Source organism: Cryobacterium inferilacus (assembly GCF_019599185.1).
GTDB lineage: Bacteria > Actinomycetota > Actinomycetes > Actinomycetales > Microbacteriaceae > Cryobacterium > Cryobacterium inferilacus.
This window is the reverse complement of record NZ_JAIEUL010000003.1, coordinates 50,154-63,663: the sequence shown is the minus strand read 5'-3', so window position 1 is coordinate 63,663 and position 13,510 is coordinate 50,154. Positions and strand designations below refer to the sequence as shown.

Annotated in this window: 13 protein-coding genes; 6 read left to right on the top strand and 7 right to left on the bottom strand. The window is 71.1% G+C overall.

The features are described from left to right. Nucleotides 1-26 precede the first annotated feature (26 nt). On the bottom strand, nt 27-500 hold the full coding sequence (locus K2F54_RS03655; RefSeq protein WP_220604499.1) for a small multi-drug export protein: 474 nt from the start codon (nt 498-500) through the stop codon (nt 27-29). 148 nt (nt 501-648) lie between these two features. On the opposite strand from K2F54_RS03655, the gene K2F54_RS03650 reads away from it, so the two are divergent. The 4 genes from K2F54_RS03650 (at nt 649) to K2F54_RS03635 (ending at nt 4,427) form a co-directional block, all read left to right on the top strand. Beyond that, entirely contained in the window at nt 649-1,878 is a 1,230-nt protein-coding gene (locus K2F54_RS03650; RefSeq protein ID WP_220604498.1) for a sensor histidine kinase, read from the top strand. Further along, entirely contained in the window at nt 1,875-2,495 is a 621-nt protein-coding gene (locus K2F54_RS03645) for a response regulator transcription factor (RefSeq protein WP_220604497.1), read from the top strand. The genes K2F54_RS03650 and K2F54_RS03645 overlap by 4 nt, the downstream gene beginning before the upstream one ends. Nucleotides 2,496-2,665: 170 nt before the next feature. Then, entirely contained in the window at nt 2,666-3,688 is a 1,023-nt protein-coding gene (moaA, locus tag K2F54_RS03640) for a GTP 3',8-cyclase MoaA (protein ID WP_308287495.1), read from the top strand. A gap of 43 nt (nt 3,689-3,731) precedes the next feature. Continuing rightward, the gene (locus tag K2F54_RS03635; RefSeq protein ID WP_220604495.1) at nt 3,732-4,427 is read left to right on the top strand and encodes a helix-turn-helix transcriptional regulator; all 696 of its coding nucleotides are present in this window, start codon (nt 3,732-3,734) and stop codon (nt 4,425-4,427) included. Between the two features lie 163 nt (nt 4,428-4,590). Here the strand turns inward: K2F54_RS03635 and K2F54_RS03630 are convergent, their stop codons facing one another. From K2F54_RS03630 to K2F54_RS03605, 6 genes are all read right to left on the bottom strand, one after another. Beyond that, a complete protein-coding gene (locus K2F54_RS03630) occupies nt 4,591-5,472 on the bottom strand; it encodes an alpha/beta fold hydrolase (protein WP_255576674.1) in 882 nt (293 codons plus the stop codon). 98 nt (nt 5,473-5,570) lie between these two features. Next, the gene (locus tag K2F54_RS03625; protein WP_220604494.1) at nt 5,571-5,912 is read right to left on the bottom strand and encodes a hypothetical protein; all 342 of its coding nucleotides are present in this window, start codon (nt 5,910-5,912) and stop codon (nt 5,571-5,573) included. A gap of 97 nt (nt 5,913-6,009) precedes the next feature. Next, on the bottom strand, nt 6,010-7,467 hold the full coding sequence (gene cofD / locus K2F54_RS03620) for a 2-phospho-L-lactate transferase (RefSeq protein ID WP_308287494.1): 1,458 nt from the start codon (nt 7,465-7,467) through the stop codon (nt 6,010-6,012). Next, nucleotides 7,464-8,330, bottom strand: a complete 867-nt coding sequence (locus K2F54_RS03615) for an ABC transporter ATP-binding protein (protein WP_220604493.1) — start codon at nt 8,328-8,330, stop codon at nt 7,464-7,466. The genes cofD and K2F54_RS03615 overlap by 4 nt, the downstream gene beginning before the upstream one ends. 65 nt (nt 8,331-8,395) lie before the next feature. Beyond that, the gene (locus tag K2F54_RS03610; protein ID WP_220604492.1) at nt 8,396-9,535 is read right to left on the bottom strand and encodes a putative F420-0 ABC transporter permease subunit; all 1,140 of its coding nucleotides are present in this window, start codon (nt 9,533-9,535) and stop codon (nt 8,396-8,398) included. 52 nt (nt 9,536-9,587) lie between these two features. Then, nucleotides 9,588-10,574 (bottom strand): putative F420-0 ABC transporter substrate-binding protein, encoded by a 987-nt coding sequence (locus K2F54_RS03605; RefSeq protein ID WP_220604491.1) that lies wholly within the window; start codon nt 10,572-10,574, stop codon nt 9,588-9,590. Nucleotides 10,575-11,084: 510 nt separating this feature from the next. Between K2F54_RS03605 and K2F54_RS03600 the strand changes: the two genes are divergently transcribed. Continuing rightward, complete coding sequence (locus K2F54_RS03600; RefSeq protein ID WP_220604490.1) at nt 11,085-12,065, top strand: LacI family DNA-binding transcriptional regulator; 981 nt, start codon at nt 11,085-11,087, stop codon at nt 12,063-12,065. 108 nt (nt 12,066-12,173) lie between these two features. Continuing rightward, nucleotides 12,174-13,487 (top strand): ABC transporter substrate-binding protein, encoded by a 1,314-nt coding sequence (locus K2F54_RS03595; protein WP_220604489.1) that lies wholly within the window; start codon nt 12,174-12,176, stop codon nt 13,485-13,487. The last annotated feature ends 23 nt before the right edge of the window (nt 13,488-13,510 follow it).

The following is a 13,510-nucleotide window of genomic DNA, read 5'->3' as shown; positions in this document are numbered from 1 at the left end:
CTGCCAGGGTGCCGAGGCACCCGAGGCTAGCTGAGGACCGTGACGCCCACCGTGGCCAGCACACCGAAGAGCACGCCCCAGATGATGATCGAGATGGTCTGCCAGAGGATGACGGCGTTGCGGGAGGCCCCGAACGACACCATCGCGGCCGAGGTGATCTGGCTCGGCAGCAGCGTCTGGCCGAGCAGGCTCACGCCGGCCACACCGTACCGGTCGAAGCGTTCGCGCAGCTTGGCCCGGCGGGCCGTCTCGGGCTTGGGCGTCTGGCCGGAGCGCACCGTGGTGCGCACCCGGTGGGCGACGAGCACGAAGATCAGCATCGAGATCACATTGCCCACGACGGCGGCGGCGATGGCGACGACCGGGTTGAGGCCGGCCACGACGCCGATGACGGCTCCGAAGTAGGACTCGACGAACGGGATGGCGGCGGCGAGAACGATGCCCACCCACTGCAGCAGTTCGGGAAGGGAAGCGGTGAAGTCGCGCAGTGCGTCCTGCATGATCGGGCCTTTCGTTGTGCGTCTGGGTTTCGGTGCTGATCCCACCCTCGCAGCCCACCCGGCAAGGCCGCAGTGTCGCCGTGTCACCGCATCCCGGGCGCTTTCGCACCGCGAACCGTGACAAATGTCACTGCTCTACGCTGGCAGCATGACTGCCGAGCCGACCCGCGAGCCCTCCCGCGAGTTTGCGAGCCTGGCCGGGCCGGCACGTAGCGTGCAGACCACCTGGACCTACACCCTCGGCTCGATCGTCTTCTTCTTCGTGGTGCTCGACGCGGTTCTGCTCGGCGTCGTGTCGACGAACTTCGCGGCCACCGAAGACGGACGCGACGCCGCGCTCGTGGTGCTCGTCCTGCTCTCCTCTGCCCTGCACGTGCGCTACTGCTGGTTCCTGCGCGTCGGCCGGGGCGGGGGGATGCCGCGCCCGGCCTGGACGGTCGCTCTGCTCGTTCCCGCGGTCGCGGTGTGGCTGCTCGGCCTCGTCACCCCCGGAGCCGGCCTCTTCGCCGCCGTCTCGTTGTGGATGAGCGTCAACGCGTTCGCACCCCTGCTGCCCAAGCCCCGCCGCCGGCTGGTGCTCCTGGCCGCCATCGTCGCAACGGTGGTGCATCCGCTGCTGGCGTCGTCGCTGGGCAACCCGGTCGACGCCGAGAGCACCTCTGGCGGCTGGGTGCTGCTCATCTACGGTGCGTTCCTGCCTCTGATGGTGATCTCCAGCCTGTGGTGGTGGGAGATCGTGGTGACCCTCGACCGGCACCGGTCGGTCGCCGCCGACCTCGCCGTGGCGCAGGAGCGACTCAGATTCGCCGCCGACCTGCACGACATCCAGGGCCACCACCTGCAGGTGATCGCGCTCAAGTCCGAGCTGGCCGAACGGCTGCTGGCCGTCGACCCGGATGCCGCGCGCGAGAACCTGCACGAGACCCGACTCATCGCCAAGCAGGCGCTCGAGGAGACCCGCTCTCTGGTCGCCGGTCTGCGCGAGGTGGACCTGGCGTCGGAGCTCGAGAACGCCAGGGAGGTGCTGACCGCGTCCGGCGCCGACTGCTCGCTCACGGTCGGTGCGCTGCCCGGCGACATCGAGGTGCGCCGGGTGCTCGCGCTCGTGGTGCGTGAGGCGACGACCAATATCCTGCGGCACAGCGACGCGAACGAGGCCACGATCACCCTCACCACGACCACCGACGGCAGCACCCTCGAGATCGGTAACAACGAGGCCACGGGGCCCACGGATGCGCGGGCGCGCACCTTGAGCAGCGGCCTGGACGGACTGCGGGACCGGGTCGCGGCGCTCGGCGGACGGCTGGACACCGACAGGGACGGCACCCGGTTCGTGCTGCGGGTGACCGTGCCCGTGCGTACGGCGGCCCGCGCGTGACCGCGCAGCGACCGGTCATCCGGCTGCTCATCGCCGACGACGAGCACCTCATTCGCGGGGCGCTCAGCGCTCTGCTCGGCCTGGAGGACGACATCGAGGTGGTCGCGAGCGTCGACAACGGCGTCGCGGCGGCCGAGCTCGCGCTGCAGACCAGACCGGACGTGTGCCTGCTCGACCTGGAGATGCCCCAGGCCGACGGCATCGAGGCGGCGACCCGCATCCTCTCGACGGTGGCGACGAAGGTCGTGATCGTCACCCGGCACGCCCGCCCTGGCGTGCTGCGCCGGGCCCTGGCGGCCAGGGTCTCGGGGTTCGTGCCCAAGTCGACCCCGGCCGAGGACCTCGCCAACGTGATCCGCGAGGTGGTGGCCGGAAGGCGCTACATCGACCCCGAGATCGCGGCGACGGCGCTGATGGCCGAACGCTGCCCGCTCACCGACCGCGAGCTCGACGCCCTGCGGCACAGCCGGTCGACCATGAGCGTGCAGGACATCGCCGACCGGCTGCACCTCGCGGCCGGTACCGTGCGCAACTACCTCTCCTCGGCGATGACCAAGCTCAACGCCAGATCCAGGCACGAGGCGGCGGAGATCGCCTGGCAGCAGGGCTGGATCTAGCGTCGCCCACCCCGCGCATCCGGCCCCGCGCATCCGGTCTCGCGGGGATATTAGGCGTTCGGGGTTAGGGTCGGTATATGTCCGGTGCACCGCTCCCAGTGCCCTTCGTCAGGCCTCGGGCCGGCGAAGCACCGGTCTCGCCTGCCCCGCGGCCGGCGGATGCGCCGCTCGTGGACACCCTCAATCGTCCGCTGCACGACCTGCGCCTGTCCGTCACCGACCGGTGCAACTTCCGCTGCGTGTACTGCATGCCCAAGGAGGTCTTCGGCAAGGACTTCGCGTTCATGCCCAGGGACGACATGCTCTCCTTCGAGGAGATGACCAGGCTGGCCCGCATCTCGGTGGCGCACGGGGTGGAGAAGATCCGCCTCACCGGCGGCGAACCGCTGCTGCGGAAGGGCCTGGAAGAGCTCATCGCGATGCTCTCCGCCCTACGCACCCCGGCGGGCAAGCCGGTCGACATCGCCCTCACCACCAACGGCTCCGCCCTGGCGATGAAGGCGCAGGCGCTCAAGGACGCCGGCCTCAAACGCGTGACCGTGTCGCTCGACTCCCTCGACGACGCCACCTTCCGGGCCATGAACGACGTCAACTTCCCGGTGTCCCGTATTCTGGCCGGCCTCGACGCCGCGCACGCCGTGGGACTGGGCCCGATCAAGATCAACATGGTGGTCAAGCGCGGCCAGAACGACCACGACATCGTCAACATGGCCAGGCACTTCAAGGGCACCCCGTACATCCTGCGCTTCATCGAGTTCATGGACGTGGGTACGAGCAACGGCTGGGACATGGCCGCCGTGCTGCCCTCCAGCGAGGTGCGTGACCGCATCCACGCCGAACTGCCGCTGGAGGAGGTGGCGCCCAACTACACCGGCGAGACCAGCCGGCGCTGGCGCTACCTCGACGGCGAGGGCGAGATCGGGCTGATCTCCAGCGTCACCCAGTCGTTCTGCCACACCTGTTCCCGTGCCCGCGTCAGCACCGACGGCAAGCTGTTCACCTGTCTGTTCGCCAGCGAGGGCCATGACCTGCGCGAGCTGCTCCGCAACGGCAGCACCGACGAGCAGCTCTCGGCCGCGATGGGCTCCATCTGGCGGCAGCGCACCGACAGGGCCTCCCAGCTGCGCAGCGCCCAGACCGGCGCGGTGCGCTCGTCTGGCACCAAGATCGAGATGTCCTACATCGGCGGATGATCGCCGCCTCGCCGGTTAAACCGGGCGCTGCTACCCTCAACTCATGGTTCCGACCACGCAGACCGATGCCAGGCACACCGCCCTCGCCAGTGAGCCTCGTCGTCGTGCGCTGGCCCTGATCAGCAACTCCGCGTTGCCACTGGGCGTCGCGGCCGTTGCTGAGGCCCTCGGCCTGCACCTCACCACCGCCCGCTTCCACCTCGAGCACCTGGAGGCGGCCGGCCTCATCGAACGCCGGGTGGCCAGGGCCGGCCAGCGTGGCCGCCCGAACGTACTGTTCAGCGCGGTCTCTGCACCCCTGCCGGTCGAGACGGCCCAGCAGCAGCTCACCCAGGCCCTCGCCGCGGTGCTCGCCGAAGACGCCGACGGGGGCCGCGCCCGCTCTGTGCGGGCCGGCGAGCGCTGGTCGGCGCAGTACCAGGCCGTGGCGGATGCGGCGGCCGCCGGCACGCCTCCGGCCGACCTGGCGACCCCGCTGCTGCGGGTGCTCACCGAGATCGGCTTCGAGCCGGAGTTGTGGGCCGACGGGGCCCAGATCGCACTCGCCGCCTGCCCGTTCCGGACCGAGGCCAGGGCCAATCCCGACGTGGTCTGCTCGGTGCACCTCGGCCTGATCCGGAGCCTGGTTCGCTCCCTGGGCGCCTCCGCCGACGGCATCCGCCTCGAGCCCTTCGTGCAGCCGCAACTGTGTCTCGTGCACCTGCCCACCCGTTCCAGCGGTCAGGGTCAGGCCACGTAGGCGGACACGTCGATCTGGCTGGACACGTCGACGTAGACATCGCCGTCGACGATGGTGAGCTATCCCTTCGTGAGTCACGTGATGTCGGATGCCGAGAAGGGTGCTCGCGGCATCCTCGAGGTGTCACCCTGAGCGGGGCCTGGCCGCCGGGGGAGCGGGCTCGTCAGCGCGTGATGTCATCGCGCCCGGCGCCAGGCTCGGCCCTGGCGGCATCCGAGTTGCGGTCGTCACCGGGCGGGTCGAGGAAGGCCAACACGTCCGGTAGGAACCGGGGGTCCATGGTGGTACTCAGATGCCCCCGGCCCTCGTACAGGGCGAGGCTGCCCCTGCTGATACCCGCCGCGGTCTCGCGGAACAACTCGGCGGAGAAGAATGCGTCTTTCTCCCCGCCGACCACCAGCGTGGGTGCCACGATGTCGGCCAGCCGGGTCCGCAGATCGAAGGCGTCCTCGGCCCGGATCATGGTGATCAGGTCGGCCGTGGCGTGCGCGAAATAGGCTCGACCGAGCAGCCAGCCGAGGGCGGCCAGGAGTTTCTGCGATGCCGGCCCCGACCCGGCCATCCGCATCTGCTCTGCGCCCGCCGCACGGGCCCGGCCGTCGAGCACGTCGTCGGCGACCCGCAGCTGGGTGTCCCGGCCGTCCTCGCTGAGTGTGTAGGCCGCCGAGACGATCACGAGTCGCTTCACCACCGTCGGATGATCGGCGGCGAGCTGCAACGCCACACTCCCGCCGGTGGATTCGCCGAGCACGTCGACGGGTTCGTCGAAGCGGCGCAGCATGGCGTTGGCGTAGTCGGCGGCGATATCGGCCATGGTGGCGTCGGGGTTCAGGCCCGGCCGGCGGTTGACCCACCACACCCGGCGGGACGCCGCGTACGGCGCCAGCTGCCGGGCCTGGAAGCGGCGGTCGGCTCCCGTGGGTGGCTCGTGGTTGGGGGTGATGCCGGGCAGGAAGACCAGCGGCGGCCCCGATCCCACCGCGAGGAAGGGCATCCCGCGCGGCCAGGTGCCGTACATGCGCGGAGGTGACGGGGTGCTGTTCATGCGGCTGGTCCTTCGCTCGAGGGGCGTCGACCTAGGCGAGAGTAGCCCGGCGGTGGGTTTGCCGTCAGGCCCGGGCGCTGGGGGTTGTGACCGTGGGCTCAGTCGGTGTCGTCGTCGCGGCGGTGGCGGCCCGCGGGTGGCGGTTGCCCGGTGTCGGCTGCCGGGGTGCCGGCGTTGTGGCGGCCGCCGCGGGTAGCTCCGTCACTGACGGCGCCCGCGGTGTCGCCACCGGCATCGACGGCAGGGTCGACAGCGGGGTCGAAGGCGGGGTCGAGTTCATCCGCGACCCGCCGGGTGTCGTCTGGGCTGCGCCCCGTCGCCTGGCGCTTGAGTTCGCGCTGCTCCGCCACCCGGCGCCCGGCGACGGAGAAGATCACCCCGATCAGGGCGAGCAGCACCACAATGCCGACGATGATCCAGAGCACGGCAACGGTGTCCACGATGGTCCCACCCTTCGGTTCTCGGTGCGTTCTCCGCCGATGATAGGCCGCTCCACCGGGATTCGCGCGGGCGGGTACCGCGGCCGCTCCGTCGGGCTCAGCTGCCGGGCAGCGTGCGCACCACGCGCAGCCGTTCGAGAACGACCTCGGTCTCGTCGGAGACCTCGAAGGCGGGATCCGCCAGCTGCGCACGCATGGCCGGGCTGTGCCAGAACCCCTCGTGGCCGGCCCGCCAGGCCGCCACGGAGTCGAAGCCCTCGCCCTCGTCACGGGCGTGCTCGAGATCGACCTCGCCGAGCCGCACCACCCGAACCCCGGTGGTCTCGATGATCGCCACCGGCCGCTCGGCCGAGTCGAGCAACAGCTGCCGGCTGCCCGCGACCGGCAACGGCTCGTTCTCGATCTCGTACTCGCGCAGGATCGACGTGGTCGAGGTCTTCGAGCCGTCCAGGATCGCGGCGACCAGCCTGTCCCGCAGCGGCCCGGGGAAGGCGAACTCCGCCACCGGCAGGGTCGGCTCTGCGGTGTGATCCGCGGCGGGCTCTACGGTGTGTTCTCCGGCGGAGGCGAGCCGCAGCGCGTCGGCGGCGATGCGCGCGGTCGCGGCCACATCGGTCATCCAGAGCGGCACGGCGGCCGAGCGGATGCCGGCGGCTTCGAGCGCGGGCACGGCCGCGGCATCCGTCTCGTCGACCAGCCAGGCATCGAGCACGCCGCCCTGCTGGCGGGAGCCGTAGTGCAGCCCCACCGCGAGCGCCGTGGTCTGCACGCCGATGGTGCTGAGGCAGGCGTCGGCCATGCCGCGCACCGCGGCGCCGGCGATGATCGGCGCGATGCCCACGACCCGGGCGGGGGTGGCCTGGAGGGCGTCACGGATGCCGGGGATGGCCAGAATGGTGCCGACCGAGACGACCGGGTTGGACGGCGGCAGGATCACGATGTCGGCGGTGAGGATGGCGTCGATCACGCCGGGCGCGGCGACCGCGTCGGCCAGGCCCTGCTGCACGAACTCGGTGACGGGCTTGGTGGCGCGGTAACGCACCCACCACTCCTCGAAGTGGATGAGGTCGCCCGCGCGGTGCTCGTCGGCGTCGGCGGCGAGGCGCACGTGCGTCTCGACGAACTGGTCGCTCATCGGCAGCAGCCTGGCGCCGGGCTGCCAGCGGCGGCAGAGGAACTCGGTGGCGGCGCTGAGCGTGGCGCCGTTTCGGAGCAGGTCGGTGCGCACGATGTGGGTGGCCAGGTCGAGGTCGCCGAGGGTGAACCACGACCAGCCGCGACCGTAGGCGGCGATCTCGGTGGAGGTGCGCCGGGACTCGTCCGGGCGGCCCCAGCCCTGTTCCTCGCTGATGCCGCCGCCCAGGGTGTACATCACCGTGTCGAGGTCGGGGCAGATGCGCAGCCCGTCGAGCCACATGTCGTCGCCGGTGTTGACGATGACGGTGACCTCGCTGGCGCTGGCGCTGCGGGCGTCTTCGGCCGCCAACTGCTGCAGCAGCCCGCGGGTGAAGCGGGCGCCACCGACGCCGCCGGCGAGCACGGTGACTCGGGTCATGAGGTTCCTTCGATCAGGGTGTGCTGTGCGGCGTTCGTGGGCGGGGCGGATGCGGCGTGCCCGGCCGGCCCGGCCGGTGCGAGCTGGTCGTCGGGGCCGGAGAACACGATCACCGGGCGCCCGGTGCGGGGGTGCGGCACGATGTCGCAGTCGACACCGTAGACCGCGCTGATGATCTCGGGCCGCAGCACCTCGGCGGGGGTGCCGAACGCGGCGACCCGGCCGCCCTGCAGCAGCACGATGCGGTCGCAGTAGGCGGCGGCGAGGTTGAGGTCGTGCAGGGCCAGCACCGAGGTGAGGCCGAGCCCGCGCACCTGGTGCAGCAACGACAACTGGGCGCTCACGTCGAGGTGGTTGGTGGGTTCGTCGAGCAGCAGCAGGCTGGGCCGTTGCGCCAGCGCCCGGGCGATCTGCACCCGCTGCTGCTGGCCGCCGCTGAGGGTGTGCCAGCGGCGGTCGATCAGCTCGCCTGCGCCCACCATCGCCAGCGCCTCGAGGGCCACGCCGAGGTCGTCCTCACCGCCGAAGCTGCCCAGCAGCCGGCTGCGGTGCGGGATCCGGCCGAGCAACACCACTTCGCGCACGGAGAGGTCCACGCTGGGCGCCACGCTCTGCTCGAGCAGAGCGATGCGCCGGGCGGCTTCGCGCCGCCGCAGCTGCCCCACGACCGTGCCGTCCAGGGTGACGGTGCCCGCATCCGCCCGGTCGATGCCCGCGATGATGCGCAACAGGCTCGACTTGCCGGCCCCGTTGGGCCCGAGCAGCCCGGTGACGGTGCCGGGCGGCAGGGTCGCCGACACCTCCTGCAGGATGCGGGTGCCCTCGAGGCTGAGCGACACCCCGTCGAGCACGACCCCCGCCATGGACTGCGCCGTACTGTCTTCTCGCGAGCTCTGGGGCGCTCGCGCGGCCGTGCCGCGCTCCACGCTCATGCCCAGGCCGCGCTTCGCTTGCGCTTGATCAGCAGAATGAACACGGGCACCCCGATGAACGCCGTGATGATGCCCACCGGCAGCTCGCGCGGGTCGAAGACCGTGCGGGCGAGGGTGTCGGCCAGCACCAGGAACAACGCCCCGACCACCGCGACCAGCGGCAGCAGACGCCGGTGTCCTGGCCCGCTGAGCCCGCGCACCAGGTGCGGCAGGATCAGCCCGACGAAGCCGATCGCCCCGCTCACCGCCACCATCGCGCCGGTGAGCAGCGCCACGGCCACGAGGAACCCCCAGCGGGTGGCGTTCACGTTGATGCCCAGCGACGCGGCGTTCGTGTCGCCGAAGGTGAACGCATCCAGCCGGCTGGCGGCGAGCAGGATGCCGGTGCCCACCACGACCAGCGCCACAGAGGAGATCAGCACGCTGCTCCACGAGCTGCCCGCCAGCGAGCCGAGCAGCCAGTTGAGGATCTCCCGGTAGGAGTCGCCTTTGGCCGCCCAGAAGATGATGAACGAGGTGCCCGCCGAGCCCAGCTGGGCGATCGCCAGCCCGGCCAGCACGGCCCGGCCGGGGGTGATGCTGCCGCCGACGCGGGCGATGTTGAGGGTGGCGAACAGGGCGATCAGCGCCCCGGCGAACGCGGCCGCCGGCAGCGCGAAGCCGATGCCGAGGACGACCACGCAGACCGCGCCGAGCGACGCCCCGGACGACAGGCCGAGCAGGTAGGGGTCGGCCAGCGGGTTGCGGGTGACGCTCTGCATGACCGCACCGCTGAGCGCCAGGCCCGCGCCCACCATCGCGGCGGTGAGCACCCGCGGCATCCGCAGCTGCCAGACGATCGCGTCGGTCAGCGGCGGCACCGGGGTGTCGCCGGCGAGCCCGGGCAGGCCGAGATGGCCGGCGACGCTGGCCCACACCTGCGCCAGGCTCACGTCGGCCGGGCCGATCGTCACGGCCACGGCGCTGCCGAGCACCAGCGCCAGCACCGCCGCGACCAGCCAGGCCAGGTACCGGCCCGGCCCGTCGCGCCGGGCGCGAGCGGATGCCGCGGTGCCCGCCGCACCGGGCGCACCGTGCACCGCGGACCCGCGGGGCGCGGCGGTGCCGGGGCCCTGCCTGCTCGGGGTGACGGTCATCCGCGGTCCTTCGAATCGATGTTGGTGTGAGGCGTGACTGCCCGCCCCTGGCCTACTCGGCCTCGAGGGCGGCGAGCTGGTCGATGATCGAACCGGCGGCCTCCACGTTGCGGATGCCCGCCTCGGTGGCCGCGAACGGCACCACGATATAGCGGTCGTTCAGCACCGCGTCGAGTCCGGCGGTCGCCGCGTTGGCCTTGAGGTTGGCGATCTTCGAGTCCGCGGTGTTCCAGGTGGCGTCGACGAGCACGATCACGCTCGGGTTCGCCTCCACGACCGACTCCCAGCCGACCGAGGTCCAGGTGTCCTGCACATCGGCGAAGATGTTGGTCAGGCCCGCCGCATCCATGATCATCTGCGGTGAGCCGATGCCGGCGCCCACATACGGGGTGTCGGTGCCGCTGGAGTACCAGAGCGCGGTGGTCTCGCCGGTGGCGGGTTCAAGGCCGGCCAGTTCCGCCTCCTGCTCGGCGACGAGCGCGTCGGCGGCATCCGGCACGCCGAACACGGCGCCGGCCTCGTCGATCTCGGCGAACACAGTGTCGAACGTGAGCGGATCCGGCATGGCGTCGCCCTTGCACGCGGCCGGCGACACGTAGCTGCCGATGCCCAGGTCGGCCAGCGCGCTGCGCTCGCCAACGCCCTCTGCGGAGAAGTTCGACTCCCAGCCGCCGTAGACGAAGTCGGGGTTCAGCGCCAGCACGGCCTCCTGGCCGGGCACGAAGTCGCTGATCACGGTGAGATCGGCGCCGGCGAGGGATGCCGGCAGCGGCCCGTCGAGGAACGCCGAGCCGACGATGCGCTCGCCGAGTCCCAGCGCGAGCAACAGCTCGGTGGTGTTCGACTTGATCGTGACGATGCGTTCGGGGGCGGCCTCGAGGGTGATGGTGGTGTCGCAGTTCTCGAACGACACCGGGAACGCGTTCGACCCGCCGGCCGAGGCGGTGGGGGCGGGCGCGGCGGCCGTCGATCCGGAGGCGCAGCCGGCGAGCAGGAGCACGGCCGCGGTGGCGGCGATGGCGGGGTAGCGAGTCTTCATGGGGACCAATCTGAGCGGCGGGAGCTCCGAGCATCCGTTTGCGTGGTCGCCAGGCAACGGACCGAAACACGGTGTCGCGGCCGACACCGGCACCGACCGGCGCCGCAGGCGTAACGCGTGGGAGCAGGGCTCGAACGAGGTGGGGATGAAACTAAAGGCAAAGCCCCGACCTGCCGCCCAAATCCGGGCCGGCGCAACCGGTCAGATCGAACCGGGGGTCACATCCAGCCTAAACCCCCGGCGTCCGCGGCGGATGCCCGTGGCCGGTACCCGCGGTGCCGCCCTAACTGTTGCCCGTGCGGACAAATGCGCCCGGTGCGCCGGTAACACGTGTCCGCACGGGGAACAGTTACTCCGCGGGAGCCCCGACCGGCGACCCACAGGATGTTTCGTAAACGTTTGCGCAGCCCGCCGACGGTTGTTTAGCCTCAATAAGCGCAACAACGCAAACGATTGCGGCCACCGAGGCCGCTCGGCGTGACCCGCACGAACGACCCAACGGAGGGCTGGATGGTGACGATCAGAGACGTGGCGCGCTACGCCGGTGTGTCGCCTGCGACGGTGTCGCGCGTGGTGAACGGACTGACCGGCTACTCCAAGACCACCCAGCTGCGCGTGGAAGAGGCCGTCCTGGCCCTCAACTACGAGCCGGACTCGCTCGCCCGGGGCCTGAAGACCAAGCAGTCCGCGGTCATGGGCGTACTGGCGCCATTGGTGTCCGACGCGCTGGCCTCCGAGATCATGGGCGGGGTCGAGAGCGCGGCCCGCTCGCGCGGCTACTCGGTCATGCTCGGCCGCACCGGACTCGGCTCCGAGCACGCCGCCGGCTACCTGCGCACCCTGCGCACCTACCGGGCAGCGGGCGTCATTCTCATCTCCGCGGCCATCACCGCCGACATGCGCCGCGCCCTCGGTTCGGGCATCCCCCTCGTTTCGGTCGCCATCCGTGACGGGCTCCGGTTTCCCAGCCTGTCCATCGACGACGAACGAGCGGCCTACGACGGCACCCGGTACCTGATCGGCCTGGGCCACCGGCACATCGGCCTCCTGGCCGGCGACCCCCGGTCGGTGCTGGTCAACACGGTCAGGGAACGGGGCTACCTGCGCGCCATGGCCGAAGCCGGGTTGCCCGCCGTGCTCGAACAGGGCAACTCGCTCTACGACAGCGCCCCGCCCGCCCTCGGCCGCCTGCTCCGACGCGACCCGCTCCTGACCGCGGTCTTCGCGCTGAGCGACGAGATGGCGGCGGCCGTGGTGAACGACCTGCAGCGCCTGGGCCGCCGGGTGCCCGAAGACGTATCGGTGCTCGGCTTCGACAACACCCGCACCGCCCGGCACGTGCACCCGGCGCTCAGCACGATCGCGCAACCGCTCGAGAAGATGGGCGAGCTGGCGGTCGAGAGGCTGCTCGCCGGAACCGACCTGCGGCCGCGCATCCTGCCCCACCGCCTGGTCGAACGCGGCTCGACCACCCAGGTGCCGCCCGGTTGAGCACCGGCGGCCCAGTCGCACCGCACCCCGTCACCGAACAGACACCCCAGCACCCCCTGTCCTTCCGCCATGCCCATTTTCAACCGAACCCATCTAGAAGGAGACATCATGAAGCAACGAAGCCATGATCGGCGCGGAGTCCTCAGCGCCGCACTGGTAACCGTCGGAGTCCTCGCGCTCACGTCCTGCGCGAGCGGCGCCGGCACCCCGGCGGCGCCCCGCGACGCGGCCGAGCTCACCGGCCGCGGCCCGATCACCTACGTCAGCAGCCCCGACGCCTCCGGCGCCGCCCAGCAGACCATCGATGCCTGGAACGCCGAGCATCCCGACGAGCTCGTCGACTGGATCGAGCTGCCGTTGGATGCCGACCAGCAGCGCCAGCAGATGGTGCAGAACGCCCAGGTCAAGGGCGAGGCGTACACAGTGCTCAACCTCGACGTGGTGTGGACCTCGGAGTTCGCCGCCAACCGGTGGATCACCGCCCTGCCAGAGGACGCCCTGCCGCTCGACGCCGAGATCCCCGCCACCGTCGAGGCCGCCCGCTACCGCGACACCCTCTACGCGGCCCCGTACTACACGGATGCCGCGCTGCTGTACTCGCGCACCGACTTGATGGAGGCCGCCGGCGTCACCGAGCCGCCCGAGACCTGGGCCGAGATGCAGAAGGCCTGCGACGCCGTCCTGGCCCTGCCCGAGGCTGCCGAGATGTCCTGCTACGCCGGCCAGTTCGACAAGAACGAGGGCCTCACCGTCAACTTCAGCGAGGCGGTGAACTCCGCCGGCGGTTCCCTGTTCAACGCCGATGGTGAACCCACCGTCGACACCCCGGAGGCCCTGACCGCCCTGAACTTCCTCGTCGACGGCTTCGAAAGCGGCATGATCCCCGAGGAGGCCATCACCTTCCAGGAGGAACAGGGCCGGCAGTCCTTCCTCGACGGCAACCTGGTGTTCCTCCGCAACTGGCCCTACGTCTACGCCTCCTTCAGCGCCACGGATGGCTCCAGCGCCGTGCAGGACAAGTTCGGCACCAGCCCCATCCCCGGCGAAACCGGCCCGGGCGTCTCCACCCTGGGCGGCCGCAACATCGCGATCTCGAGCTACGCCGAGAACCAGGCCACGGCGCTGGACTTCATCGCCTTCTTCACCGGTCAGGAGCAGCAGGGCGAACGTCTCGCGGTGAGCTCGAGGGCGCCGGTGTTCTCGGAGTTCTTCGCCGATGACGCTGTCACCGCACGTCTGCCGTACCTGCCCGACCTGCTCACCTCTCTCGAGAAGGCCCAGCCGCGACCCAAGGTCGTGCAGTACGGCGCCACCACTGCCGCGATCCAGGATGCGATCTACCCGGCACTGACCGGCGACACGAGCCCGGAGGCGGCCCTGGCCGACCTGCAGCAGGCCCTCGCCGACATCGTCGCCGAGTAACCGAACACCCCACCCGTTTCACC

Bases quoted from the DNA above. Each gene is read 5' to 3' on its own strand.
- K2F54_RS03655 (WP_220604499.1), bottom strand. From the start codon at position 500: ATGCAGGACGCACTGCGCGACTTCACCGCTTCCCTTCCCGAACTGCTG.
- K2F54_RS03650 (WP_220604498.1), top strand. From the start codon at position 649: ATGACTGCCGAGCCGACCCGCGAGCCCTCCCGCGAGTTTGCGAGCCTG.
- K2F54_RS03635 (WP_220604495.1), top strand. From the start codon at position 3,732: ATGGTTCCGACCACGCAGACCGATGCCAGGCACACCGCCCTCGCCAGT.
- K2F54_RS03630 (WP_255576674.1), bottom strand. From the start codon at position 5,472: ATGAACAGCACCCCGTCACCTCCGCGCATGTACGGCACCTGGCCGCGC.
- cofD (WP_308287494.1), bottom strand. From the start codon at position 7,467: ATGACCCGAGTCACCGTGCTCGCCGGCGGCGTCGGTGGCGCCCGCTTC.
- K2F54_RS03615 (WP_220604493.1), bottom strand. From the start codon at position 8,330: ATGGCGGGGGTCGTGCTCGACGGGGTGTCGCTCAGCCTCGAGGGCACC.
- K2F54_RS03610 (WP_220604492.1), bottom strand. From the start codon at position 9,535: ATGACCGTCACCCCGAGCAGGCAGGGCCCCGGCACCGCCGCGCCCCGC.
- K2F54_RS03605 (WP_220604491.1), bottom strand. From the start codon at position 10,574: ATGAAGACTCGCTACCCCGCCATCGCCGCCACCGCGGCCGTGCTCCTG.
- K2F54_RS03600 (WP_220604490.1), top strand. From the start codon at position 11,085: ATGGTGACGATCAGAGACGTGGCGCGCTACGCCGGTGTGTCGCCTGCG.
- K2F54_RS03595 (WP_220604489.1), top strand. From the start codon at position 12,174: ATGAAGCAACGAAGCCATGATCGGCGCGGAGTCCTCAGCGCCGCACTG.